Raw genomic sequence first — 21,944 nt, 5'->3', positions numbered from 1 at the left:
GCTCCTCGAGCGCGGCCATCGGCGGCATCGAGAGCCGGGCCGTGCTCGGCCGCGGCGGCGGCGCACCGAGATCGCTCATCAGGCACCCTCACTCGGCGGATCAGACGGTGGCTCCGCCGGTGGCTGGTCGGCTTGCGTCGTATCCGCTGGTGTGTCGGTCGGGGTGTCCCCTGGTGTGTCGGACGGTGTGTCTGTGGGTGTGTCTGTGGGCGTGTCAGGAGGTGTGTCGGTCGGGGTGTCCCCTGGCGTGTCGGTCGGCGTGTCTCCTGGCGTGTCGGTCGGCGTGTCTCCTGGCGTGTCGCCCGGCGTATCCGACGGTGTGCCGCCTGGATCACTCCCCCCGTCGTCGCCGCCGGTTTTCGGGGGCGGGGGTGGCGGGGCGCCGTCGACAAGCGCGTCGCGGTTCTTCGCCTTCGTGGGCTTGGGGGCGAGCTTTGCCGGGCTCGCCTTGGTGGGCTTCGCGTCCGGGCGCGTGGGGCCGGGCTTCGTGGTCTCGGTGTAGGGCTTGCCGGTCCACGGGTCGACCGCGTCCTTCGGCACCGTGGTGCCGTCCGCACCTTCCACGCCGATGGCCGGCGCCGCGATCCCGTCGTCCGCGGCCATCTCCCCCAGCGGCCGCACGTCCGTGCCGACGATGCCGGCCAGCCCGATCATCGCGGCCGCGAAAGCCGACACGCCGACCAGCGCGTACACCACCCGGCGCCGCCGTGGGGCAGGTGTCTGTTCCTCGCCCGAGAAGCCGGCGGGCAACAGCGCGAGCGGCTTCCGCGTGGCGGGCACGATCTCCTTGCCCGGCGCGACCGACAGCGCGGCGCCGATGGCGACGACGGCCTTCGGGTCCGAGTCGACCGTCACCGGCAGGTCGAGCTCCGCCCCGACCTGCTGCGCGACAAGGGGGATCCGCGACGACCCGCCGACGAGCAGCACCGCGTCGAGGTCCGCCGGCGTCAGGCCGGCCGAGTCGATCGCGCGGCGCATCGCGTCCACGGTCGCGTCGACGGCCGGCGCGATCATCGCCTCGAACTCGCCCCGCACCATCCGTACCTGGGTGCTCACGCCCGGCAGCAGCACGGGGATCGTGACCTCGGTGTCCGACGACAGCGCCTTCTTCGCCTCGGTGCACTCCCGCCGCAGCGTCGCCGCCGCGGTGATCACCAGCGGGTCGGCGAAGTCCAGGGTCGCCCAGGCGGCCCCGAGATGCGCACGTACCTGCTCGAACACGGCCTCGTCGAAGTCGATGCCGCCGAGCGAGTCGATGCCCTCCGGGCGGCCGGCCAGCTCGAAGCCGCCGCCCTCGAGCTGGCGGACGACGGCCGCGTCGAACGTGCCGCCGCCAAGGTCGTAGACGCCGATGGCTGCCCCGGGCGCCACATGCTTGGACGCCGTGTACGCGACGGCCGCGGCCTCGGGCTCGGTCACCAGCCGGATCTCGCCGACCCCGGCGAACATCAGCGCGTCGTGCAGCAGCATGCGCTTGTGCGGCCCCCACGAGGCCGGGTAGGTCACGCCGATCGCGGTGGGCGGCCGGCCCTCGCGCTCGGTGGCGCGGTCGACGACCCAGCTGATGAAGCGCGCGGCCAGCGTGTGCGCCGCGATGGGCTCGCCGGACACCAGCACCGGCGTCTGGTCCCCGATGCGCCGCTTGACCTCCCGAACCACCCGGTCCGGATCGGTCACGGCGCGGCGGACGGCCGCGTCGCCGACGACGAGCGAGCCGTCCGGCGCCACGAACACGACCGACGCCGCCGAGGTCCCGTTCTCCCCCAACGGGACGAGCTCGACCGTTTGCTCTCCGTCACGAAGGACGGCCGCCGCAGTGAAAGTGGTGCCGAAATCAATCCCCAGCCAGTAACTCATGCACGCCTCCAAGCGAAACGCTCGCATGAGTAGACGTCGCAAGCCCGCTAAACGTTACGAAGTACGTCACCGGGGCGAAAAATGACGTAGCGGAAGGAATACTTGTGATCGTTCGCCTGCTGCCCGCCGCGGTGGCCATCGCGTCCCTCGCACTACTCGCCGGCTGCTCGTCAGACGAGCCGGAGGCACCGAAGGTGCCCCCCATCGAGTCGCCGAAGGGCCTGGTCGGGCTCGATCCCTGCACGCTGGTCGACGGCTCCGCGCGGTCCACCCTCGGCCTCGGACCGGGCGTGCCCGGCACCGACGAACTCGGCGCGAACTGCAGGTGGAGCGGGCAAAGTCCGCGCACCGTACAGCTCACCTCGTACACGAGCGGCGACGGTCTGTCGGACCTGACGAAGAAGGTCGACCCCGCGGCGAGCCGGGTCCGGCTGTCCGGCTACCCGGCGCTGGAGACCTTCACGACCGGCGGCCGGTTCTGCCGCTACGACATCGGCGTCGCCGAGCGGGAAGCCATCGTGGCGACGATGGACGGGGGCGAACCGGACTCGTGCACCGCCCTGCAAGAACTACTCAGCGCTGTCCTGTCGCGACGTCCCGCATCGAGGTAGCGGCGTTTCGGGCCGAGCCGGAATTGGGGGTTAATCCCCTAACGGGCGGGCCGGAGGAAGCCGGCGATCCCCGCCGGTACCGCCGGTGAGATGCGGGAGCAACCCCGATTACCCACCGTGGTGATCGCCCTAGGTTTCTCGTCAGGCCGGGCGGAGGCCGTCGGGGTCCGGAGATCTACGTTCCGCCCACTAACAGGGAGCAGCAACGACGATGGGTGACTTCAACTTCCAGCAGTACGTCGCACCGGTGCAGGACGTCGACGGCAACGCCGCCGGTGGCGCGGGTGGCGCGGGTGGCCACAGCGGCAGCCTGGCCTTCGGGTACGCGGACGCGGACGCCGACGGCGGCAAGGCGAGCGGCGGCGACGGCGACGGTGGCAACGGCGGCGACGGCGAGGGCGGCAACTCCGCGGCACTCGGCGCGGGCCACGGCGGCGGCTGGGTCTTCGGCGGCCCCGGCGTCGGGCTGGGCTTCTCCTTCGGCGGCGACGGCGACGGTGGCAGCGGCGGCGACGGTGACGGCGGGAACGCGGACGCCGACGCGGACGCGGACGCCGACAACGGCACCTCCTCCGGTGACTCCAGCGCCGACGGCGGCTACGGCGGCAACGGCGGCTCGGTGGCCAACACCTCGACGCAGACCACCACCGTGACGAACTCGTTCTCGAACGTCGGCAACGACGACAACGACTTCACGCTGATCAAGGACTCCTACAACCAGGACAACGACGGCGTCGACAACAGCCACGGGCACATCGTCGACAGCGTGGTCGCCGGCGACGACATCAAGGGTTCGCTGAACAACCACGAGTCTGTAAACATCAGCGACTCCTACAACGACACCTACACCGAGAACAACGTCGACGCGTCGCACGACACCACGTACGACCACTCGTTCAACGGGAACCACTTCGACAACGACGGCGTGGACCTCGACCTGGACATCGACGACGTCGACCTGGACATCCACTGAGCTCGTCGCGGGCGTGCCAACGGAGCAGAGAGGCAGGGGGTGAGTGGTAGTGACCACGACGGCCATTTCCTCGCTCATCGAGTTCCTGCTGGCGTTGCTCGGCGACGAGGAGCTGCAGGCGGACTTCCAGGACGACCCGGAAGGAACGCTCGCCAAGTACGGCCTGGACAGCACGTGTGGGCCGGACATCAGGGACGTGCAGCCGATGGTCGCCGACCACGTTGGCGTGCAGGCGGCGGGGGGCCTGCCGCACTTCGCGGACAGCGATGACGCGTTGCCGGAGATCTCCGTGATCACCAAGCACTACGTGGTGCATCACGGTCCGGACGTCAACAACTACAACTACTACTACGTCGACGACCACGACATCATCGTCACGGTCGACGACCGCGACACCGTCAACATCCACGCCGATGGCGACCTGACGATCACGGACTCGTTCAACGAGGACAACGACATCACCGTCATCGACCACTCGTTCAACCAGGACAACGACGGCGTCGACAACAAGGGTGGCTCGATCGACCACAGCACGGTCACGGGCGACGACATGGACTCGTCGCTCAACACCGAGCACGACACCACGGTGTCGGGGTCGCACAACGACACGGTCACCGAGACGAACACCGACGCGTCCACGGACACGACGGTCGACACCTCGTACAACCACAACACCTCCGACAACGACTTCATCGACACCGATGTCAGCGTCGAGGGTGTGTCGGGCCACGAAGACGCGGCACCAACCGCGGTTCACGACGCGGGCACCATGTGGCCGCAGGAGGACGCCGACGCGGCGGTCGGGCTCGACCCCGTCGACGCGGTCTCCGAGTAACCGCAACCGTCGTCCGCCCGTGGTGTCCCCGAGCACCGGACACCACGGGCGGACACGGTCTGTCGGGGAGCTTTCCCCTCGAGGAGGAACGGAATGCGGCGGTCGGAGCCACTCGCGGCGCTGGACCAGGCGCTCAGCGCGATCGCGCCGTACGGGCGGACCGACCTGGAGGACCGGCTGCGCCAGTCGCGGTACCGGCTGCGCACGGGCCGCGTGCGGGTGCTCGTCGTCGGGGAGTTCAAGCAGGGCAAGAGCCTGCTCGTCAACGGCCTCGTGCGGGCGCCGGTCTGCCCGGTGTTCGACGACGTCGCCACGTCCGTGCCGACCGTGGTCCGCTACGCGGAGAAGCCGACCGCCGCGCTGGTTCGCGTGCTGGAGGTCTCCGACGACGGCGACCCCGAGCGGGCGAAGACCGAGCGCGTCGAGCTGCCGATCGAGGAGCTGGGTCAGCACATCGCCGAGACGGGCAACCCCGGCAACCGGGAGGGCTGGCGCCAGGCCGAGATCGGGCTGCCCCGGGCGCTGCTGGCCGGCGGCCTGGAGATCGTGGACACTCCGGGTGTCGGCGGGCTCAACTCCGTGCACGGCGCCGCCACGATGGCCGAGCTGCCGTCGGCGGACGCGGTGCTGTTCGTGTCCGACGCGTCGCAGGAGTACACCGCGCCCGAGCTCGAGTTCCTGCGGCAGGCCACCAAGGCCTGCCCCAACGTCCTCTGTGTACTGAGCAAGGCGGACCTGTACCCCGAGTGGGAGCGCATCGCCGAGCTCGACCGCGGGCACCTCGCCGCGGAGAGCATCGCGGCCGACCTGCTCGTCGTGTCCTCGGCGCTGCGCGTGCACGCGATCCGCACCGGCGACGACGCGGCGGACGAGGAGTCCGGCTTCCCCGTGCTGATCTCGTACCTGCGCGAGCAGGTGGTGGCGCAGGCCGACCTGCTCGCGCGCCGCTCCACGGCACACGACATCGTCGCGGTGACCGAGCAGCTCGCGACCGCGCTGCTCGCCGAGCGGACCAGCTACACAGACCCGGAGCAGGCCGAGCACGTCATCCGCGAGCTGACCGAGGCGAAGGCGCACGCGGCCGCGCTGAAGGAACGCTCCGCCCGCTGGCAGCACACGCTGAGCGACGGCGTCGCGGACCTCAACGCGGACATCGACTACGACCTGCGGGACCGGATGCGCGACATCGTGCGCGAGGCCGAGGAGGAGGTCAACAAGGCGGGCGATCCCAAGAAGATCTGGGACCAGCTCGCCGGGTGGGTCGAGCAGGAGGTGAGCGCGGCGGTCGCGGCGAACTTCCTGTGGACCGCGCAGCGCGCGCGCTGGCTCGCGGGCCAGGTGGCCGAGCACTTCTCCGGCGGAGCCGACCTGCTGCCCAAGATCCGCACCGGGCACGAGGACCCGCTGGCCGGCATCCAGGCGATGGAGCTGCGCTCCGGCGAGCCGTTCGGCGTGGGGCAGAAGGCGTTGTCCGGGTTGCGCGGCGGCTACATCGGCGTGCTGATGTTCGGCATGCTCGGCACGATCGTCGGCCTGTCGCTGATCAACCCGTTCTCCATCGGCGCCGGCCTGCTGATGGGCGCGAAGGGCTTCACCGACGACCGGCGCCGCGTGTTCGCCAAGCGGCAGGCGGACGCGAAGGCCGCGATCCGCCGGTACGCCGACGACGTGATCTTCCAGGCGGGCAAGGAGTCCCGCGAGCTGCTCCGCCGGGTACAGCGCGACCTGCGTGACTACTACATCGACCGGGCGGAGGAGACGAACCGGTCGCTGAAGGAGTCGCTGACCGCGGCCGAGCAGTCGGCCCGCAAGTCCCAGGACGAGCAGCGCCGCCGGCTGGCGGAGATCCCGGAGGAGCTCGCGCGGCTGGAGACGCTGCACAAGCGGGCGGTCGCGATGGTGCCCGGCGCGGTGCGGGAACCGCAGGAGCCCAAGCTCATCGAGGCGGCTCGGTGAACGCAGCGAGCGAGCGTACGCCGTCCGCATTGCCGAGCACGAGAAGCGCCGGCAAGCACTCGGGGCACAGCCTGACGGCGGCCGTGCGGGGTGTGCTGCGGCGCGCGCTGCGCGTGTATGCCGACGACCCGGACATCGTGGCCGAGCTGCGGGCCCAGCTGGACCGGCTCGACGAGCCGCTGCGGGTGGCGATCGCCGGCAAGGTGAAGGCCGGCAAGTCGACCCTGCTCAACGGTCTCGTGGGCGAGCTGATCGCGCCGACGGACGCGGGCGAGTGCACGAAGGTCGTGACGTGGTACCGGGACGGGCCGTCGCCGCGCGTGGTGTCCTATCCCGACAGTGACTACGGCGGCGGCGAGCCCCGGCCACTGCCCATCCGGCGGGACAACGGCGCGCTGGCCGTCGAGCTGCGGGGCGTGCCGGCCGAGCGGCTGCGCAAGCTCGTCGTGGACTGGCCGTCGCAGAGCCTGCGCGGGACCACGCTGATCGACACGCCGGGCATCGCGTCGATGTCGGCGCACAACTCGCGGCGCACGCTCGCGATGCTGACGCCCGACGACGACTCCCCCGCCGAGGCGGACGCGGTCATCTACCTGATGCGCCACCTGCACGCCACGGACGCGGAGTTCCTGGAGTCCTTCCGCGACCAGGGCGTCGCGCGGGCGAGCTCGGTGAACACGATCGCGGTGATCTCGCGGGCGGACGAGGTCGGCGGCGGCCGGATCGACGCGATGCTCTCCGCGCGGCGGATCGCGCGCCGGTACCGCACGGAGCCCGCGCTGCGCGGACTGTGCCAGACGGTGCTCCCGGTGGCGGGCCTGCTGGCGGCGACGGGCCGGACGCTGCGGCAGGCTGAGTTCCAGACCCTCGCGGGACTGGCGGCCGCGCCGCGCGAGGAGATGGACGACATCCTCCTGTCGACGCACCGGTTCCTGCGCTCGGACAAGGTCGCCGCACTCCGGGACCTGTCGTACGAGCGGCGCAAGGACCTGCTGGAGCGGTTCGGCATCTTCGGGCTGCGACTGTCCATGATGTACGTCCGGCAGGGCCGGGACTCGTCGCCGGCGCTCGCGGCGGAGCTGGTGACGGCGAGCGGGTTGCACGAGCTGCAGGACGTGCTCTCGGTGCAGTTCTCGCAGCGGCGGGACCTGCTGAAGGCACGCAGCGGCCTGCTGGCGCTGGAGCGCCTGGTCGCCGCGCGGACGTCCGCGGACGCCGAAGAGGTCGGGCAGCTGGCCGCGGAGGTGGAGCGGATCGGCTCGGGCGCGCACGAGTTCGTTGAGCTGCGCCTGCTGTCCGCGCTGCGGTGCGGCGAGGTGGAGCTCCCGGATGCGGAGTCGGAGTCGGCGCAGCGGTTGCTGGGTGGACAGGGGGTCGCGCCCGCGCAGCGGCTGGCGTTGCCGGCGAAGGCCACGGACGCGGCCGTGCGGATGGCGGCTCTGAGGGAGCTGGACCGGTGGCGCCGGCGTGCGGAGGATCCCTTCGCCGATCGCCCTGCGGTGCGGGCCTATCGGGCGGTTGCCCGGACCTGTGAGGGGTTGGTGGCGGCGCTGCCGGAACCCGCCGTGTCGGAGGTCTGACGGCTCGTTTCGGGCGGCTCGTGGAATCTGCGCTCAGCGGGCGCCTGCCTCCGCCTGTTGGGTGTCGTCTATCAGGGTGCGGAGCATGCCGAACAGCTCGTTGCGGCCGTCGGCGCCGAGGCGGTTTCGCATTCTCGCCACGTGGTGTTCCACCGTCTTCGCCGAGATGAACAGGCGGGCGCCGATCTGCTTGTGCGTCAGGCCGGCCAGGATCAGCCGGCCCACCTCCAGCTCGCGTTCGCTCAGCAGTGGGGCCGCCGCGGTGGGCTCGGGGTCGGGTGCGGGCTCCGCGTCTTCCGGCGCGGAGGCCGGGACCTGGGCCGGCGTCGACGGGGGCCCGGGCTCGAAGCCGGTGTTGTCACTCAGGTTCCTCGCGAACGCCATCAGGCCCGCGCCCTCCTTGCGGTCCGCCGTGCGCACCGACGCCGAGGCCGCCAACTGCGCGCCGTCCGCCGCCAGGCCCGCGTGTTGCAGGCCGATCGCGGCCGCGCGGACCTCGGCCGGGTCGACGGTGCCGCGGGCCACCTCGGTCCAGCATGCGGCCGCCGCCGCGAAGGCCTTCGCGTGCCGGGTGGGCACCGCTGCCAGTGCCTTCGCCCGGCGGTCCGCGCTCTCCACGTCGAGTGCCGCGAGGTCCGCCTGCAGCTCGCTCCAGTGCAACGCGACCGTCCACAACGGTGGATCGCCCAGCTTGTCCAGCAACGCCCACGCCTGCGCCAGGTGCGGCGCGATCGACTCCCGCTCGTCGAGGATCGCCGCCGCCACCGCCAGCTCGCCCAGCGGACGCAACAAGTACAGGTCCACCGGGTGGCGGATCAGCGCCGTGCGGCCCCGGGCGAACGCCGCCGCGAGCGCCGCCGAGTCCCCGCTCCGCCGCGCCAACCCGGTGGCGAGGGCCGCCGCCAGCAGCTCGTCCCCCGGCTCCAGCGGCGCCGCGCCGACCCGGTCCAGCACAGCCTGCGCCGTGTCCACTGCCCCGCGCGACAACGCGTGCCACCCGTGCAGCAACAGATGCCGGGCCTGGTACAACCCGCCACCGAGCTTCGCGGACACCGCGTGCCCGAGCGTGGTGTCCGCGAGCGCCGCCTCGCCGCACTGGAGCGCGACGGCCGCGACCAGCTCCGCCGGGCTGTACGGCAGCAGCACCGCGTCGCCGGCCGACTCGAGCAGGCCGGCCGCCTGGGTGAGGTGCGAGAGCGCCGGCGCGGCGTCGTCCTCGACGGACTCCAGGGCGCCGGCCGCGAGTAATCGCACGGCAGACGCGGTGAGCGTGGGTGCGTCCGTGTCGCTCGGCGGGGCGTCGGCGAGCACCGCGCGCGCGAGTTCGACCTCGCCCACGGCCAGCAACGCCGGCACGGCCGGCAGCACGTCGGCGCCACCCAGGCTCCGGTACAGCTCGGCGGCCCGCGCGGCGAACCCGCGGCGGGCCAGGATCGCGGCCGTCACCGACACCGCTCGCCGCCGATCCGGCTGCGTGGCGCCGTCCGCGGTGAGGATCTCGTCGGCTAGCCGCAGCGCCTGCGCCGCGTCGCCGGCGAGCGCGGCGGCCTGCGCGCGGCGAGCGCCGACGGCCGGCGTGCTGCCGCCCGCTCGCACGGCAGCGTCGTACAGCTCGACCGCGAGGTGCGGCGCGGTACGCAACGCCTCGTCGGCGGCCGCGGACATCACCGCGGACGCGCGGGCGCCGGTCGCCCGGGACTCCGCGAGCTGGCGGCCGACGGTCAGCATCGGGCCGCCGCCGTCCAGCTGGATCTCGGCCAGCCGGCGCTGCACGTTGCGGCAGCGCAACACCGGGATCAGCCGCAACACGAGGTTGCGCACGAACACGATGAGCTCGCCCGACTCGGTCAGCAGGCCGGTGGCGAGCGCGGCGTCGACCGTCTCGGCCAGCTCCGCGGGATCGGTGCCGAGCAGCGGGCAGAGCACCTCCGCGTCGAGCGGCGCGCCGAGCGCCAGTGCCTCCAGCACGTTGTAGATGCGCGGGTCCAGCGCCTCCAGCAGGTAGCGCAGCCGCTCGGCGAGGCCGGGCGACACGGAGACCCGCGGTGGGCGGCGGAAGCGGTCCGGGTGGCCGGGGTCGAACCGACCGGTGTCGAGCATGGCCTGCGTGACGAGGCTGACGAACATCGGCAGACCGCCCGACTGCTCGAGCACGAGCGCGACGAGCGACTCCGGCGGCGTGCAGCCCACCCGGCGGGCCACGTGCTCGGCGACCTCGTCCCGCCCGAGGTGGCCGAGGACGACCGGCGAGTGGTGGCGCGACAGCTGGGCGCCGAGGGAGGAAAGACCGTCCGGCCGCGGCCACGGACGGTAATTAACCACCATGCGAGTGTCGCCCGCCCGCGCCCGCTCGCGCAGGGCCGCGAGCGCGTCCGGGGAAAGCCGGTGAGCGTCGTCGACGAGCAGCGGCACACCGTCCGGAACCGCCGCGAGGTCGGTGTCGCCGTCGATGCGCACGGCCTCGACACCGGCGGCCGCGTACGCGGCCGCGATGGCCCTGACCAGGGCTGACTTTCCTGTCCCACCGGGCCCGACGATCGCGGCGGTCAGCGGCTGCGCCGGTGCCGAGGCGATCTGGCGGAGTATCCAGCCGGCCGCGGGAACCACCGTCTCGGCATGCGCCGTCGGCGGAGTACGTACCACGCCGGCCCCCTTCGTCGGGTTCAGTCCTCCCTTTTGTCGGTTACCGACTGTGGTCCATTACAAGGGTGTCCACTCTCGCCTATGGCCGCGCCGCGCGGCCCGGCAGTGCCGGCGGCTAGGGTTCGCGCGGTCGTGCGCTCCTCGATGGCGCGGATCACGGCGGCCATGTCGGTGCCGCCGAGGCCCAGGTCCTCGGTCTCGCCGAAGAGCGCGTGGCAGACGTCCAGCAGCGGTGACGCGATGCCCGCGGTGCGCGCCGCCTGGGCGATCAGCCGGTTGTTGTAGAGCACGTTCGAGATCGACGCCTGCACCGCGAAGTCCCGCGCGGTCAGCTTGTCCGCCTTCACCCGCGACACGCTGCTCGCCATCGGCCCCGCGTCGAGCACACCGACGAACTTCGCCAGGTCCAGCTCGTGCCGCGCCGCGAAGTGGAACGCCTCGGCCAGGCCGGTGACCATCGTGATCAGGTACAGGTTGACCGCGAGCTTCATCAGCATCCCGTTCGGCACCGCCCCGCAGGCCACGGTCTCGTGGCACACCGGGGCGAGCAGCGGGCGCACCGCCGCGACCGCGGCCGGCTCCCCCGCCACCATCGCGACGAGCTCGCCCGCCTCCGCGGGCTTGCGCGAGCCGGACACCGGCGCCTCGACGTACCGGCCGCCGGCCGCCCGCACGTCCGCCTCCAAGCCACTCGAGTAGCGAGCCTCGGTCGTTCCCATGTGGACGATCGTGTGCCCGGCGGCGTACCCGGCGAAGCGCGACGTGCCGCGGCCGAGGGCGTCGTCGACCGCGGCGCCGTCGGCGAGCATCAGCAACACCACATCGCAACGCTCGAAGACCTCCGCCACGCGCACGGCCACCGGCGCGCCTGCCGTACGCAGCGCGTCGCACCGGCCGGGCGAACGGTTCCAGACGACGAGCGGTGTGCCCGCGCGGACCAGGTTGAGCGCCATGGGCTGGCCCATCGTGCCAAGCCCGAGGAAGCCGATCTCCACGCTGCTACACTACTATGACGTTCGTCATGGGAAGCAACGGTCCTATGACGATCGTCATAGGAGGAGAGTGGATGGCGGACGACAAGCGCGGCCCCCGGGAACGCATGGTGTACAGCACGGCGCAGCTGGTGCGTGCGCAGGGTCCGGCCGCGACCGGGGTGCGTGAGGTCGTCGAGCACTCGGGTGCGCCGCGCGGGTCGTTCCAGCACTACTTCCCCGGCGGCAAGGACCAGCTCGTCGGCGAGGCGCTGCTGTGGTCCGGGGACTTCGCGGCGCGGTGGGTCGCGACCTATCCGCGCACCACGAGCAGGCCGACGCCGGGCGGGCTGTTCGCGTACATGGTGAAGCAGTGGAAGGACGAGTTCACCGCACGCGGCTACCGGCGCGGGTGTCCCGTGATGGCCGCGACCGCCGACCTCGCCGGCGGCGACTCGGCGGTCAACGAGCAGCTGCGGGCCGCACTCGAACGGTGGGAGCGGGCGGTCGTCGACGAGCTCGTCCGGATGGACATCCCGCGGCGCCGGGCCCGCCGGCTCGCCACGCTGATGATCAGCGCGCTCGAAGGCGCGATCATGTCCGCGCGGGTGCGCCGGGACGTCGGCCCGCTGACGACCGTGGTGGCGGAGCTGTCACCGGTGCTGAACGCAGCGGCGGAACGCTGAGATCCACTGCCAGATCCACTGTTAGATCCACTGCCAGGCCCACGGTCTCGTCCACCGTCACGTCGACGGTCACGTCACAGCCGTCGGTCAGCCGGGACGCCACCGGCAGGTGCGTGACCACGTAGTCGAGCAGGTCCGGCCGCAGCCGGCACAGCTCGAGCCGGACGAGCCGGACCCCGGTCGACGCCGCGTGCGCGAACAGGTCGGCGGCGAGCAGGCGGCCGATTCCCTTGCGCTGCCAGCGATCCTCGACCAGTACGCCGAGCTCGCGCACACCCGGCTCGCCGGGCACCGGTCCGGTGCTGGCCAGGCCGGCGAGCTCGCCGGTCACCAGCTCCGCGACGCGTGCCTCCTGCCGGTCACCCGCCACGCAGCGGCGCAGGTACTCGGCCGGGATCGACTCTACGACGCCGTGGAACCGCTCGTAGCGCGTGCGCGGCGAGCATCGGGCCAGCATGCGGGCCAGCGCCGCCGCGTCATCCGGCCGCACGGGCCGGACAAGGATGGATTCGAGTGCCACCCTTCCGTTGTATCATGACAGCTGTCATAGAGACAGCGACTAACGCGCGGACTCGTCGACCTGGACCGGGTAGCCCGCGCGGAGCACCGCCACGGTCGCCGGTGGCGTGATGACCTGCGCCGTCCCGCCTGCCGGGCGGCGCACCCGCGCGCCGTAGCCGTCGTGTGTCCACTGTGTCAGGTGGGCACCGGAGACGACCGCGGGCGCGTCGTCGAGGCGAACGAACGTGCCGTCCGGCAGGCCCGCCCACGGCAGCTCGTGGAGGCGGCGGCGGTGCGTGCCGCGGACGATCCGCTCGCCGTGCAGCCTGCGGTTCATGTCCTTCGCCGACGGCGACGGCACCCCGAGCTCGCCGGCCCACCGGTCGCGGTAGTCGCGGTAGGCCGCCCGCCGGCACTCACCGCACGGCCGGTGCCCCGCGGCGAACGACACGGCCTCGTCGTGGAAGTACAGCCAGGTGAAGTGGTGCGGCCGCCACTGCTGTGCCCAGCGGCCGCGGAACTCGAGCGCGCAGGTGATCCACAGGTCGCTCGCGTGGAAGCGGACGATCCGCCGACCGTCGTGCAGGATGCCGCGGTTGCCGGTCCACGCGCCGCGCAGCGGGATCGCGACGATCTCGCCCAGCGGCGTGACGCGGTTGCGGGCCGGCGCCAACTCCGCCTACAGCCCGTGCTCCAGGCGCTTCGCGACGACCTTCACGAAGCGCGCCGGGTCGGCCAGCTCGCCGCCCTCGGCCAGGATCGCCATGTCGTGCACGAGGTGCGCGGTCTCCGCGAGCTCGGCGTCCTCGCCGCCCCGCGACCCGTGCGCGGTACGCAGGCCGGCGATCAGCGGGTGGTCCGGGTTCACCTCGAGGATCCGCTTGACCTTCGGCAGCTCCTGGCCCATCGCCCGGTACATCTTCTCCAGCGTCGGGGTGATGTCGTGCTCGTCACCGACGATGCAGGCGGGCGAGGTGGTCAGCCGCGAGGAGAGCCGGACCTCCTTGACGGTGTCCTCGAGCGTGGCGGCCATCCAGGTGAGCAGCGGTGCGAAGTCCTTCTCCCGTTCGGCGGCCTTCTCGTCGGACTCCCCCGCCTCGCCGCCGAGGTCGACCTGTCCCTTTGCGACGGAGTGGAACTCCTTGCCGTCGAACCCGCTGACGGCCTCGACCCACATCTCGTCGACCGGGTCGGTGAGGACGAGCACCTCGTAGCCCTTGGCGAGGAACGCCTCCATGTGCGGGGAGTTCTCGATGCTCGTCCGCGACTCGCCGGTCAGGTAGTAGATGTGCTCCTGCCCCTCCTTCATCCGCTCGACGTACTCGCGCAGGCTCGTCTGCTTGTCGGCGTCGTGCGTGGAGTCGAACGAGCAGATCTCGAGGATCGCGTCGCGGTTGTCCGGGTCGGCGAGCAGGCCCTCCTTGAGCACCTTGCCGAACTCGGCCCAGAACGTCTCGTGCTTCTCGGCCGGCATCGCCTTGATCGTCGAGAGCACCTTCTTCACCAGGCGCCTGCGGATCCGCTCGATCTGCCGGTCCTGCTGGAGGATCTCGCGCGACACGTTCAGCGACAGGTCCTGCGCGTCGACCACGCCCTTGACGAAGCGCAGGTACTCCGGGACGAGCGCCTCGCAGTCGTCCATGATGAACACGCGCTTGACGTAGAGCTGGATGCCGCGCCGCGCGTCGCGGACGAACAGGTCGAACGGCGCCCGCGACGGGAGGAACAGCAGCGCCTGGTACTCGAAGGTGCCCTCGGCCTGCAGCCGGATCGTCTCCAGCGGCGGGCTCCAGTCGTGGCTGACGTGCCGGTAGAACTCGGTGAGCTCGTCCTCCGACACGTCGCTCGCCGACCGCGCCCACAGCGCCTTCATCGAGTTGACGGTCTCGAGCTCCGGCTCGTCGGCCGACTTGGCCATCTTGATCGGCCAGGTGATGAAGTCCGAGTAGTGCTTGATGATCTGGCGGACCTTCGCCGGGTCCGCGTAGTCGTGCAGGTTGTCCTCGGCGTCCTCGGGCTTGAGGTGCAGCGTGACCGAGGTGCCCTGCGGGGCGTCGGCGACCGGCTCGATCGTGTACGTGCCCTCGCCGGAGGACTCCCAGCGCACGCCCTCGGCATCGCCCGCGCGCCGGCTGACGAGCGTGACCTTGTCCGCGACCATGAACGTCGAGTAGAAGCCGACGCCGAACTGCCCGATGAGGTCCGCCGACGCCGCGGCGTCCTTGGCCTCGCGCAGCTTGGCGAGCAGCTCCGCCGTGCCGGACTTCGCGATGGTGCCGATGAGGCTGACGACCTCGTCGCGCGTCATGCCGATGCCGTTGTCCCGCACGGTGAGCGTGCGCTCGGCCCGGTCGACCTCGAGCTCGATGTGCAGGTCGGAGACGTCGGCCTCGAGGTCCTTGTCGCGGTATGTCTCGAGCCGCAGCTTGTCCAGCGCGTCCGAGGCGTTGGACACGAGCTCCCGCAGGAACACGTCCTTGTTCGAGTAGATGGAGTGAATCATCAGCTGCAGGAGCTGACGTGCCTCGGACTGGAACTCGAGCGTCTCGATCGTGGTCACGGAATCCGATGGTATCGAACGGGTTCAGCGGACCAGGCCGGTGCGGTAGGCGTAGCCGACGGCCTGGGCCCGGTCCCGCGCGCCGATCTTGGCGAGCAGGTGGTTCACGTGGCTCTTCACCGTGGCCTCGCTGACGAACAGGCGGCCGGCGATCTCGGTGTTGGTGAGCCCCTCGGCGATGAGCGCCAGCACCTCGACCTCGCGCGGCGTCAGGCCGTCCGGGGTGCGAGGCGCGCGGGCCGGACCGGCGGTCCCGGTGGTTCCGATGGCTCCCGTGGCGATCGTGTCGACGAGGTGGTGCGCGACCGCGGGGTCGATGACGGCCTGCCCGTCGGCGACCTGGGCCAGGGCGCGGCGGATCTCCTCGCCGCCGGCGTCCTTCGTGAGGTAGCCGCGGGCGCCCGCGCGCAGGGCGTCGAGCACCGAGCGGTCGTCGGCGTAGGTGGTCAGCGCGATGACCTGGACCTCGGTGCGCTCGCGTAGCCTGCGGGTGGCCTCGATGCCGTCGCAGCGCGGCATCCGCAGGTCCATCAGCACGACGTCGGGCGCGAGCTCGACGGCCAGCTCGACGGCCTGCTCGCCGTCGGCCGCGGTGCCCACGACCTCGACGCCGGGCAGCAGGTCGAGCAGCACGGCCAGGCCCTCGCGGACGACCCGCTGGTCGTCCGCGATCAGTACCCGGACCTCACTCACGGGGCACCCACAGGCCGACCTCGAACCCCGCCTCCGTCGGCGACGCCGTCAAGGTGCCGCCGAGCAGCTCGGCCCGCTCGCGCATGCCGCTGACCCCGTACCCGGACGTCGCCGGCGGCCCGGCCGGCGCCCCGAAGTCCGCAATGGACAGACGGACGCCGTCGGGCGCGTGGGCCAGCCGGATCGTCACGCGGTCGGCCTTGGCATGCTTGCGGACGTTGGTCAGCGCCTCCTGCGCGACCCGGTACAACGTGAGCCGGACCCGCGCGGGCAGCTCGGCGACCTCGCCGGTGGTCTCCACGGCGCACGGCACGCCGGTGTCCCGCTCGAAGTCGCGGGCCAGCGCGGCCAGCCGCTCCGGGCCCGGCAGGTCCTCGTCGCGCAGCATGCCGACCGCCTCGCGGGCCTCGCGCAGCCCGGCCTCGGCCAGGTGGCGGGCGCGCTCGAGCGAGCCGGTGAGCCGCTCGTCGCCGGCGTTCCGCGCGGCCAGCAGCCGGGCGGCTTCGAGGTGCAGCGCGAGGCCGGACAGCGAGTGCGCGAGCACGTCGTGCATCTCCCGGGCGAGCCGCTGGCGCTCCGCGAGCGCGGCCGCGCGTACCTGGGCGTCGCGCGTCCGGGCCAGCTCCCCCGCCAGTGCCTCCGCGTCCTCGGTGCGCCGCCGCATCTCGCGCGTGTACCAGCCCAGCCGGTAGCACGCGACCATGCCGAGGCCACTGACCAGGACCGACGCCGCCGGCCGAGCGGCGCCGGCCAGCCCGGCGACGGTGAGCAGGACGAGGGCGGCGCCCGCGACGAGCGCGCCCGTCCGTACGGGCGCCCGCGCGGCGACCGCACCGGCCGCCACGAAGCCGCCGAGGTACCCGATCCCGTTCGGCTCCACCCACACGAGCGCGGCCGAGCTCACGGCCAGCACGGCGACAAGCGCATACACGCCGCCGAGGCCGAACCGCCCGCGCGCGCCGAGCAGCAGCGCCGCGCACGCGACTATCCCGGCCAGGCCGAGCAGCGCCACCAGCCCGTCGCCGTGCAGTGCCGGCCGCGGTTGGGTTCGCACGCTGACCGCGAGCAGCGCGGCCACCAGGACGAACCCCGCCGGGCGGCTCCAGCGCAGCAGCTCGCGCCGGCGCGCGCGGGTGCGCTCGATCGCGGCGAGTTCGGACACGTTCCCACGATATTCCCGGCCGGTCCGTCGGGCCTCCACCTCCGGGCCGAGCTCGCGCATCCACCCTCGGGTGGAGGCCTCGGCCGGCCGGTGGACCGATCGGGTTCAAGCCGGGCGCCGATGAAATCCGCCCAGGTCAGGCCGCACCCTTGGGTCCGTTCCACACGCATCGTCGAAGGAGGGGACATGATCGCTCGCCTCGCCGTCATCGGCGCCGGGTTGATCGTGCTCGGGCTGGCACACGTCGGGGGCAACGGCACGGCCACCGTGCTGATCGGCGCCGGGCTGCTCGCCGTGGCCGGGCTCGTGCTGCTGGCGAAGAACAAGGGCGTGCTGCCGGCGGGCCGGAAGGGAGGCCGGCGATGAGGGCGGCCACCGGTCTCCGGCGCCGACGGCTCGTGCCGAGCCTGCTGCTCAACGGCGCGCTGCCGGTCGTCGCGTACGCGCTGCTGCAGTCCCATATGGACAGCGTCACCGCGCTCGCCCTGGCCATGGCGGTGCCCGTGGGCGTCACGGTGGCCGTCTTCGTGGCGCGCCGCCGGGTCGACCCGATCGGCGCGGTCGCCGTCGTCGCGTTCGGCATCGCGCTGCTGGTGCTCGCGCTGTCCGGCGGCAACGACCTGGTGCTGAAGCTCCAGGAGGCGGTGATCACCGGGCCCGTGGGCGTCGCCTGCCTGGTCTCCGTGGCCATCGGGAAACCGTTGCACCTGCTGCTGTTCAAGATGCTGGACCGCCGCCGGCCCGGCCGTGCCGTGCCGGTCCCGGCGAGCGAGCGCAGGCGCGTGGCGAACGTGGTGACCTCGCTGCTCGGCACCACCCTCGTCGTCCACGCGCTCGTGCTGCTGGTGCTCGCACTCAGCCTGCCGACCGGCACGTACCTGGCGATCGCGCGCCCGCTCGGCCTGGCCATCGTCGCGGCGGGCGCCGCCGTGGTCATGTGGTACCGCCGCCGGGTGGCGACGCCCGACCCGGCCGCGCGGTGACCGGCTCGTACCATGCCCGGATGCCACCAACCCAGCGCATCGCGGTCATCCCCGGCGACGGCATCGGGACGGAGGTGATCGAGGTCGCCCGCCGCGTGCTCGACGCGGCGGCGGCCCGGCACGGCTTCACGCTCGCCTACACCGAGCTCGACTGGTCCTGCGGGCGCTACCTCGACGAGGGCGCGATGATGCCGGCCGACGGGCTCGACACGCTGCGCGAGCACGACGCGATCCTGCTCGGCGCGGTCGGCTGGCCGCAGGTGCCGGACCACGTCTCGCTGTGGGGTCTGCTGATCCCGATCCGCCGGGCGTTCCGGCAGTACGTGAACCTGCGGCCCATCCGGGTGTTCGAGGGGGTCGAGAGCCCGCTGCGCAAGGCGCGGGCGGGTGAGGTCGACTTCGTCGTCGTGCGCGAGAACGTCGAGGGCGAGTACAGCGAGGTCGGCGGCCGGGTGAACCGCGGCTTCCCGGACGAGCAGGCGATCCAGGAGTCGATCTTCACGCGGGCCGGGGTGAGCCGGATCGCCGACTACGCGTTCGAGCTCGCCGCAAGCCGGCGCGGGTACGTCACGTCGGCGACGAAGTCCAACGGCATCGTGCACACGATGCCGTTCTGGGACGAGGTCGTCGCCGAGCGCGCGGCCGCGCACCCGGATGTCCGGTGGGACTCCGAGCACATCGACGCGCTCGCCGCGAAGTTCGTCCTGCAGCCGGAGCGGTTCGACGTCGTGGTCGGCTCGAACCTCTTCGGCGACATCCTGAGCGACCTCGCGGCGGCGGTCGCCGGCAGCATCGGCATCGCGCCGTCGGCGAACCTCGACCCGACCCACACGTACCCGTCGATGTTCGAGCCGGTGCACGGGTCCGCGCCGGACATCGCGGGCACCGGGGTGGCGAACCCGGTCGGCGCGGTCTGGTCGGCGGCGCTCCTGCTCTCCCACCTCGGCCACCCGCGGGCCGCGGCCGACGTGCTGGCGGCCGTCGAGGCGACGCTGCGGGAGCCCACTACCCGCACGGGGGACCTCGGGGGCACCGCCGGCACGGCCGACGTGGCGGAGGCCCTCCTCGCCCATATTTAGCGGCGCTCAGAAGTTTGCCGGTTGTCATCATGGGTATCCATCTGGTGACGACTGTCCGGAGGGGCTTGGCGATGACCGAGGTGCAGCTCATGTCCGACCGTCGTGACGAGCGGTTCACCGATCCGGAGCCGCTGACGGCGCGACGGACGCGGTACCGGGACGACCTGTACGTCGTCACGGTCGCGGGCGAGGTCGACTTGAAGACGGCGCCGATCCTGGCGCGCGAGCTGGGCGGCGACCTGCCGCCGGTGCTCGTCGCCGACCTGACCCGCGTGACGTTCCTGTCCGCGGCCGGTTTGCGCGTGCTCGTCGAGGCCGCCGGGCGCGCACAGGCCGCCGGCTGCTGCCTCGGCCTCGTCGCCGAGGGCCCGCTCGCGCTGCGCGTGCTGCGCATGAGCGGGGTGGCCGCGTCCATCCCGACGTTCGAGTCGCTGTCGGACGCGGTTCGGGAGCTGGCCCCGAAGCCCGAGCTCGGCTGAGCCAGGCGGATCAGACGGGGACGATCTCCTCGGGCCGCTCGTGGTCCGGCTCGCCGGCAGCCTCGGGGAGAGCCGGGTCGACGCCGCGGGCGCGGCCCTCGTTGACCAGCTCGGTGTAGATCGGGTGCGGATCGAAGGTCGTCATCGCCGAGCCCTTACCCGGCACCGCCGCGATCGAAACCTAGCCGGCGCCGATCGTGTCCACCGCCGCGACGAAATGCGGCAGCAGCGTCGACCAGCCCTGGTGATTGCGCTCCCGCCAGACGGGGCCGTCGGCGCCGAGCCGCTCCCAGCCGACGTGCTCGATGTGCACCCTGGTGCGGCCGGGAGCCACGGACACGAAGCGGATGCGCACGTCGGTGGCGTCGGCGCGGTCGCGGCGCAGGTGCCACTTGTACGCGAGCAGCTCGGGCGGGGCGAACTCGGTCACCTCGCCCCAGTCGATCTCCACGCCGGCCGGGTCGCGCTGGAAGATCCGGCCGCCGACGCGCGGTTCGAGCGTGATCGCCAGACCGTCCTCGCCCGTCGCCGTGTGGTCGGCGGGCCACCACATGTCCATCCGGTTGGTCCACACGTCGAACGCGTGCGCCTGGTCGCAGCCGACCTCGAACGACATCCGCAGCGGTTCGATCATCGCTCCTCGTCCGTTCGTTCCGGCAGGTTCTCGGCCGCCAGCGTGAACCGCGTGGCGACCGACCCCCACACCTGCCGCAGGTACTCCTCGACCGCCCGCACGCCGTCGTCGTGCAGCCGGTAGATCCGCCGGGTGCCGTGCGGCTCCTCGACGACCAGCCCGGCACCGCGGAGCAGCTTGAGGTGCCGCGAGACCGCGGGCCTGCTGATCGGCAGCCGGTCGGCGATCTCCTGCACCGACCGGCCCCCGTCCGCGAGCAGCCGCAGGATCTCCCGCCGGTTCGGGTCGCCGAGGGCGTCGAGCGCGGCACCCGAACCCGTCATCTCACCGTCTCCGCCTGTTCCTTCAGCCCCGACGCGAACTTGTCGAAGGACGGCTGCAGGTCCGGCATCGAGCGCCAGATCAGCGGCAACAGCGGTCCGGTGTACTCCTCGCGCATGGTGAACTCCGTGACCTCGTCCGATACCGGGCGCAGCGTATAGCGCCGGACGCCGCGGAACAGACCGAGTGGCATGCCGCCGGCGAACGTCATGCCACGGCTCGGTTCGAAGCCGACGACCTTCAGGGGGAACGCCCGGCCGGGGCTCGCCTCGGAGTAGATCTTGAGCTTGGCGGACTCCGCGATCCGGCCCTCGACCCGCTCGACGCCGGAGTCCCACCTCGCCCAGCCGTCGCCGTCGGCCAGCACGGACCACACGCGTTCCGGGGACGCGTTGATCCGCGCGCTCGACTCGTAGGACCTCATCGTCTCTCCACGCTCCATTCAGTACTCGGTAAACGGGTCGTTACCGTAACACTGACGTTACCGATGGGCCAGCAGTCCTTCCCTATCGCCAATGGTGCATTTCGGACCAATAGGGTTTGTAAATCGTGAGATCTTGCCTAGGTTCCCTGCGTCGCATGAGTCCACAGGAGCCGAACAGGGAGTCGGGAATGCGCGTGTCCGGACGAATGTCCACAGTCACCAAAACCACGGGAGTAGCCGTCGCGGCGGTGCTGCTGGCCGGCGGCGCCTACGCGTGGGCGGCCGAGCCGTCGGCGGCGAGCGGCCACCACGGCAGCCATGAGCCGACGAACATCGGGCAGGTCAAGCTCGACGTCAAGGCCTACTACGGCGACACCACCGACGCCGACGGCCACCACCACGCCTCGCCGGACAGCGACTGGGCGAAGGACACCGCCCGCCAGGTCAGCGACGCCCAGCGGGCGCTGCGGCGCGCCCTCGACCACGGCGTGGCGAACGCCGCGGTCGTGCTCGACGTGGACGACACCTCCGAGCTCACCTACGGCCTCAACGCCGACAACGACTTCGGCTACGACCCGGTCGAGGCCGAGGAGGCGATCAACAACGGCGACTACCCGGCGATCGAGCCGACCATGGACTTCGCGAACTACGCGGCCGACCACGGGGTCAAGGTCTTCTTCATCACCGGCCGGCCGGAGCACCAGCGCACCGCGACGCTCAAGAACCTCGCCAACGAGGGCTACCCCGCGCCCACCGACGCGTTCCTCAAGCCGGAGGGCACCGCGCCGGACTGGCTGCCGTGCGGGCTCAAGTGCACGACCATCGAGTACAAGTCCGCGGCCCGCGCGCACGTCGAGGACGCCTACGACGTGACGATCGTGGTGAACATGGGCGACCAGTTCAGCGACCTCAAGGGCGGTCACTCGCAGCACCCGGTGAAGCTGCCGAACCCGATGTACTACCTGCCCTGACCCGCATCACCTCGCGGCGGGGGGG

At 72.2% G+C, this 21,944-nt stretch carries 23 protein-coding genes; 11 read left to right on the top strand and 12 right to left on the bottom strand.

Translation table 11 applies throughout. From position 1 onward, the window contains the following. Nucleotides 1-78 precede the first annotated feature (78 nt). Nucleotides 79-1,857, bottom strand: coding sequence for an Hsp70 family protein (locus tag VH969_RS07800; RefSeq protein ID WP_331972718.1), 1,779 nt, complete (start codon nucleotides 1,855-1,857; stop codon nucleotides 79-81). 104 nt (nucleotides 1,858-1,961) lie between these two features. On the opposite strand from VH969_RS07800, the gene VH969_RS07795 reads away from it, so the two are divergent. From VH969_RS07795 to VH969_RS07775, 5 genes are all read left to right on the top strand, one after another. After that, nucleotides 1,962-2,468 carry a DUF3558 family protein gene (locus VH969_RS07795; RefSeq protein WP_331972715.1) on the top strand — a complete coding sequence of 169 codons (507 nt, stop codon included), beginning with the start codon at nucleotides 1,962-1,964 and terminating at the stop codon, nucleotides 2,466-2,468. 211 nt (nucleotides 2,469-2,679) lie between these two features. After that, the gene (locus tag VH969_RS07790; RefSeq protein ID WP_331972712.1) at nucleotides 2,680-3,441 is read left to right on the top strand and encodes a hypothetical protein; all 762 of its coding nucleotides are present in this window, start codon (nucleotides 2,680-2,682) and stop codon (nucleotides 3,439-3,441) included. 49 nt (nucleotides 3,442-3,490) lie between these two features. Next, nucleotides 3,491-4,276, top strand: a complete 786-nt coding sequence (locus VH969_RS07785) for an IniB N-terminal domain-containing protein (RefSeq protein ID WP_331972709.1) — start codon at nucleotides 3,491-3,493, stop codon at nucleotides 4,274-4,276. Nucleotides 4,277-4,369: 93 nt separating this feature from the next. Beyond that, nucleotides 4,370-6,232: a dynamin family protein gene (locus VH969_RS07780; RefSeq protein ID WP_331972706.1), complete on the top strand. Its 1,863-nt coding sequence runs from the start codon at nucleotides 4,370-4,372 to the stop codon at nucleotides 6,230-6,232. A 29-nt stretch (nucleotides 6,233-6,261) separates the two neighbouring features. Continuing rightward, entirely contained in the window at nucleotides 6,262-7,812 is a 1,551-nt protein-coding gene (locus VH969_RS07775; RefSeq protein ID WP_331972703.1) for a dynamin family protein, read from the top strand. Between the two features lie 33 nt (nucleotides 7,813-7,845). Here VH969_RS07775 and VH969_RS07770 read toward each other — a convergent pair whose 3' ends face one another. Then, on the bottom strand, nucleotides 7,846-10,455 hold the full coding sequence (locus VH969_RS07770) for a helix-turn-helix transcriptional regulator (protein WP_331972700.1): 2,610 nt from the start codon (nucleotides 10,453-10,455) through the stop codon (nucleotides 7,846-7,848). Nucleotides 10,456-10,475: 20 nt separating this feature from the next. Then, nucleotides 10,476-11,450 (bottom strand): NAD(P)-dependent oxidoreductase, encoded by a 975-nt coding sequence (locus tag VH969_RS07765; protein ID WP_331972697.1) that lies wholly within the window; start codon nucleotides 11,448-11,450, stop codon nucleotides 10,476-10,478. Nucleotides 11,451-11,521: 71 nt separating this feature from the next. Here VH969_RS07765 and VH969_RS07760 point away from each other — a divergent pair, with 71 nt between their 5' ends. Continuing rightward, nucleotides 11,522-12,112, top strand: coding sequence for a TetR/AcrR family transcriptional regulator (locus VH969_RS07760; RefSeq protein WP_331972694.1), 591 nt, complete (start codon nucleotides 11,522-11,524; stop codon nucleotides 12,110-12,112). Here VH969_RS07760 and VH969_RS07755 read toward each other — a convergent pair. From VH969_RS07755 to VH969_RS07735, 5 genes are read right to left on the bottom strand one after another with little or no spacing between them, the layout of a single operon-like run. Then, a complete protein-coding gene (locus VH969_RS07755; RefSeq protein ID WP_331972691.1) occupies nucleotides 12,021-12,632 on the bottom strand; it encodes a GNAT family N-acetyltransferase in 612 nt (203 codons plus the stop codon). The genes VH969_RS07760 and VH969_RS07755 overlap by 92 nt on opposite strands. Nucleotides 12,633-12,671: 39 nt before the next feature. After that, nucleotides 12,672-13,286: a hypothetical protein gene (locus VH969_RS07750; RefSeq protein ID WP_331972688.1), complete on the bottom strand. Its 615-nt coding sequence runs from the start codon at nucleotides 13,284-13,286 to the stop codon at nucleotides 12,672-12,674. A 6-nt stretch (nucleotides 13,287-13,292) separates the two neighbouring features. Further along, nucleotides 13,293-15,164 (bottom strand): molecular chaperone HtpG, encoded by a 1,872-nt coding sequence (gene htpG / locus VH969_RS07745; RefSeq protein ID WP_331972721.1) that lies wholly within the window; start codon nucleotides 15,162-15,164, stop codon nucleotides 13,293-13,295. A gap of 33 nt (nucleotides 15,165-15,197) precedes the next feature. Next, complete coding sequence (locus VH969_RS07740; RefSeq protein ID WP_331972685.1) at nucleotides 15,198-15,866, bottom strand: response regulator; 669 nt, start codon at nucleotides 15,864-15,866, stop codon at nucleotides 15,198-15,200. Beyond that, nucleotides 15,859-17,028, bottom strand: coding sequence for a sensor histidine kinase (locus tag VH969_RS07735; protein WP_331972682.1), 1,170 nt, complete (start codon nucleotides 17,026-17,028; stop codon nucleotides 15,859-15,861). The genes VH969_RS07740 and VH969_RS07735 overlap by 8 nt, the downstream gene beginning before the upstream one ends. 186 nt (nucleotides 17,029-17,214) lie before the next feature. On the opposite strand from VH969_RS07735, the gene VH969_RS07730 reads away from it, so the two are divergent. The 4 genes from VH969_RS07730 to VH969_RS07715 all read left to right on the top strand — a co-directional run bounded on the left by VH969_RS07730 (nucleotide 17,215) and on the right by VH969_RS07715 (nucleotide 19,569). Beyond that, a complete protein-coding gene (locus VH969_RS07730; RefSeq protein WP_331972679.1) occupies nucleotides 17,215-17,394 on the top strand; it encodes a hypothetical protein in 180 nt (59 codons plus the stop codon). Continuing rightward, the gene (locus tag VH969_RS07725) at nucleotides 17,391-18,011 is read left to right on the top strand and encodes a VC0807 family protein (RefSeq protein ID WP_331972676.1); all 621 of its coding nucleotides are present in this window, start codon (nucleotides 17,391-17,393) and stop codon (nucleotides 18,009-18,011) included. Before VH969_RS07730 ends, VH969_RS07725 begins: the two co-directional genes overlap by 4 nt. Nucleotides 18,012-18,031: 20 nt before the next feature. Continuing rightward, nucleotides 18,032-19,090: a tartrate dehydrogenase gene (locus VH969_RS07720; protein ID WP_331972673.1), complete on the top strand. Its 1,059-nt coding sequence runs from the start codon at nucleotides 18,032-18,034 to the stop codon at nucleotides 19,088-19,090. A gap of 71 nt (nucleotides 19,091-19,161) precedes the next feature. Further along, nucleotides 19,162-19,569, top strand: coding sequence for an STAS domain-containing protein (locus tag VH969_RS07715; protein WP_331972670.1), 408 nt, complete (start codon nucleotides 19,162-19,164; stop codon nucleotides 19,567-19,569). 10 nt (nucleotides 19,570-19,579) lie between these two features. Here VH969_RS07715 and VH969_RS07710 read toward each other — a convergent pair whose 3' ends face one another. From VH969_RS07710 to VH969_RS07695, 4 genes are read right to left on the bottom strand one after another with little or no spacing between them, the layout of a single operon-like run. Next, nucleotides 19,580-19,714: a hypothetical protein gene (locus VH969_RS07710; protein WP_331972667.1), complete on the bottom strand. Its 135-nt coding sequence runs from the start codon at nucleotides 19,712-19,714 to the stop codon at nucleotides 19,580-19,582. A 36-nt stretch (nucleotides 19,715-19,750) separates the two neighbouring features. Beyond that, nucleotides 19,751-20,203, bottom strand: coding sequence for an SRPBCC domain-containing protein (locus VH969_RS07705; protein WP_331972664.1), 453 nt, complete (start codon nucleotides 20,201-20,203; stop codon nucleotides 19,751-19,753). Continuing rightward, nucleotides 20,200-20,526 carry an ArsR/SmtB family transcription factor gene (locus VH969_RS07700; protein ID WP_331972661.1) on the bottom strand — a complete coding sequence of 109 codons (327 nt, stop codon included), beginning with the start codon at nucleotides 20,524-20,526 and terminating at the stop codon, nucleotides 20,200-20,202. The genes VH969_RS07705 and VH969_RS07700 overlap by 4 nt, the downstream gene beginning before the upstream one ends. Beyond that, complete coding sequence (locus tag VH969_RS07695; protein WP_331972658.1) at nucleotides 20,523-20,948, bottom strand: SRPBCC family protein; 426 nt, start codon at nucleotides 20,946-20,948, stop codon at nucleotides 20,523-20,525. Before VH969_RS07695 ends, VH969_RS07700 begins: the two co-directional genes overlap by 4 nt. A 155-nt stretch (nucleotides 20,949-21,103) precedes the next feature. On the opposite strand from VH969_RS07695, the gene VH969_RS07690 reads away from it, so the two are divergent. Then, nucleotides 21,104-21,919 (top strand): HAD family acid phosphatase, encoded by an 816-nt coding sequence (locus tag VH969_RS07690; RefSeq protein WP_331972655.1) that lies wholly within the window; start codon nucleotides 21,104-21,106, stop codon nucleotides 21,917-21,919. Nucleotides 21,920-21,944 lie beyond the last annotated feature (25 nt).

This window comes from Actinophytocola sp. (genome assembly GCF_036555685.1).
GTDB lineage: Bacteria > Actinomycetota > Actinomycetes > Mycobacteriales > Pseudonocardiaceae > Actinophytocola.
Note: the sequence above shows the minus strand (reverse complement) of the source record. Positions and strands in the feature narration are given on the sequence as shown.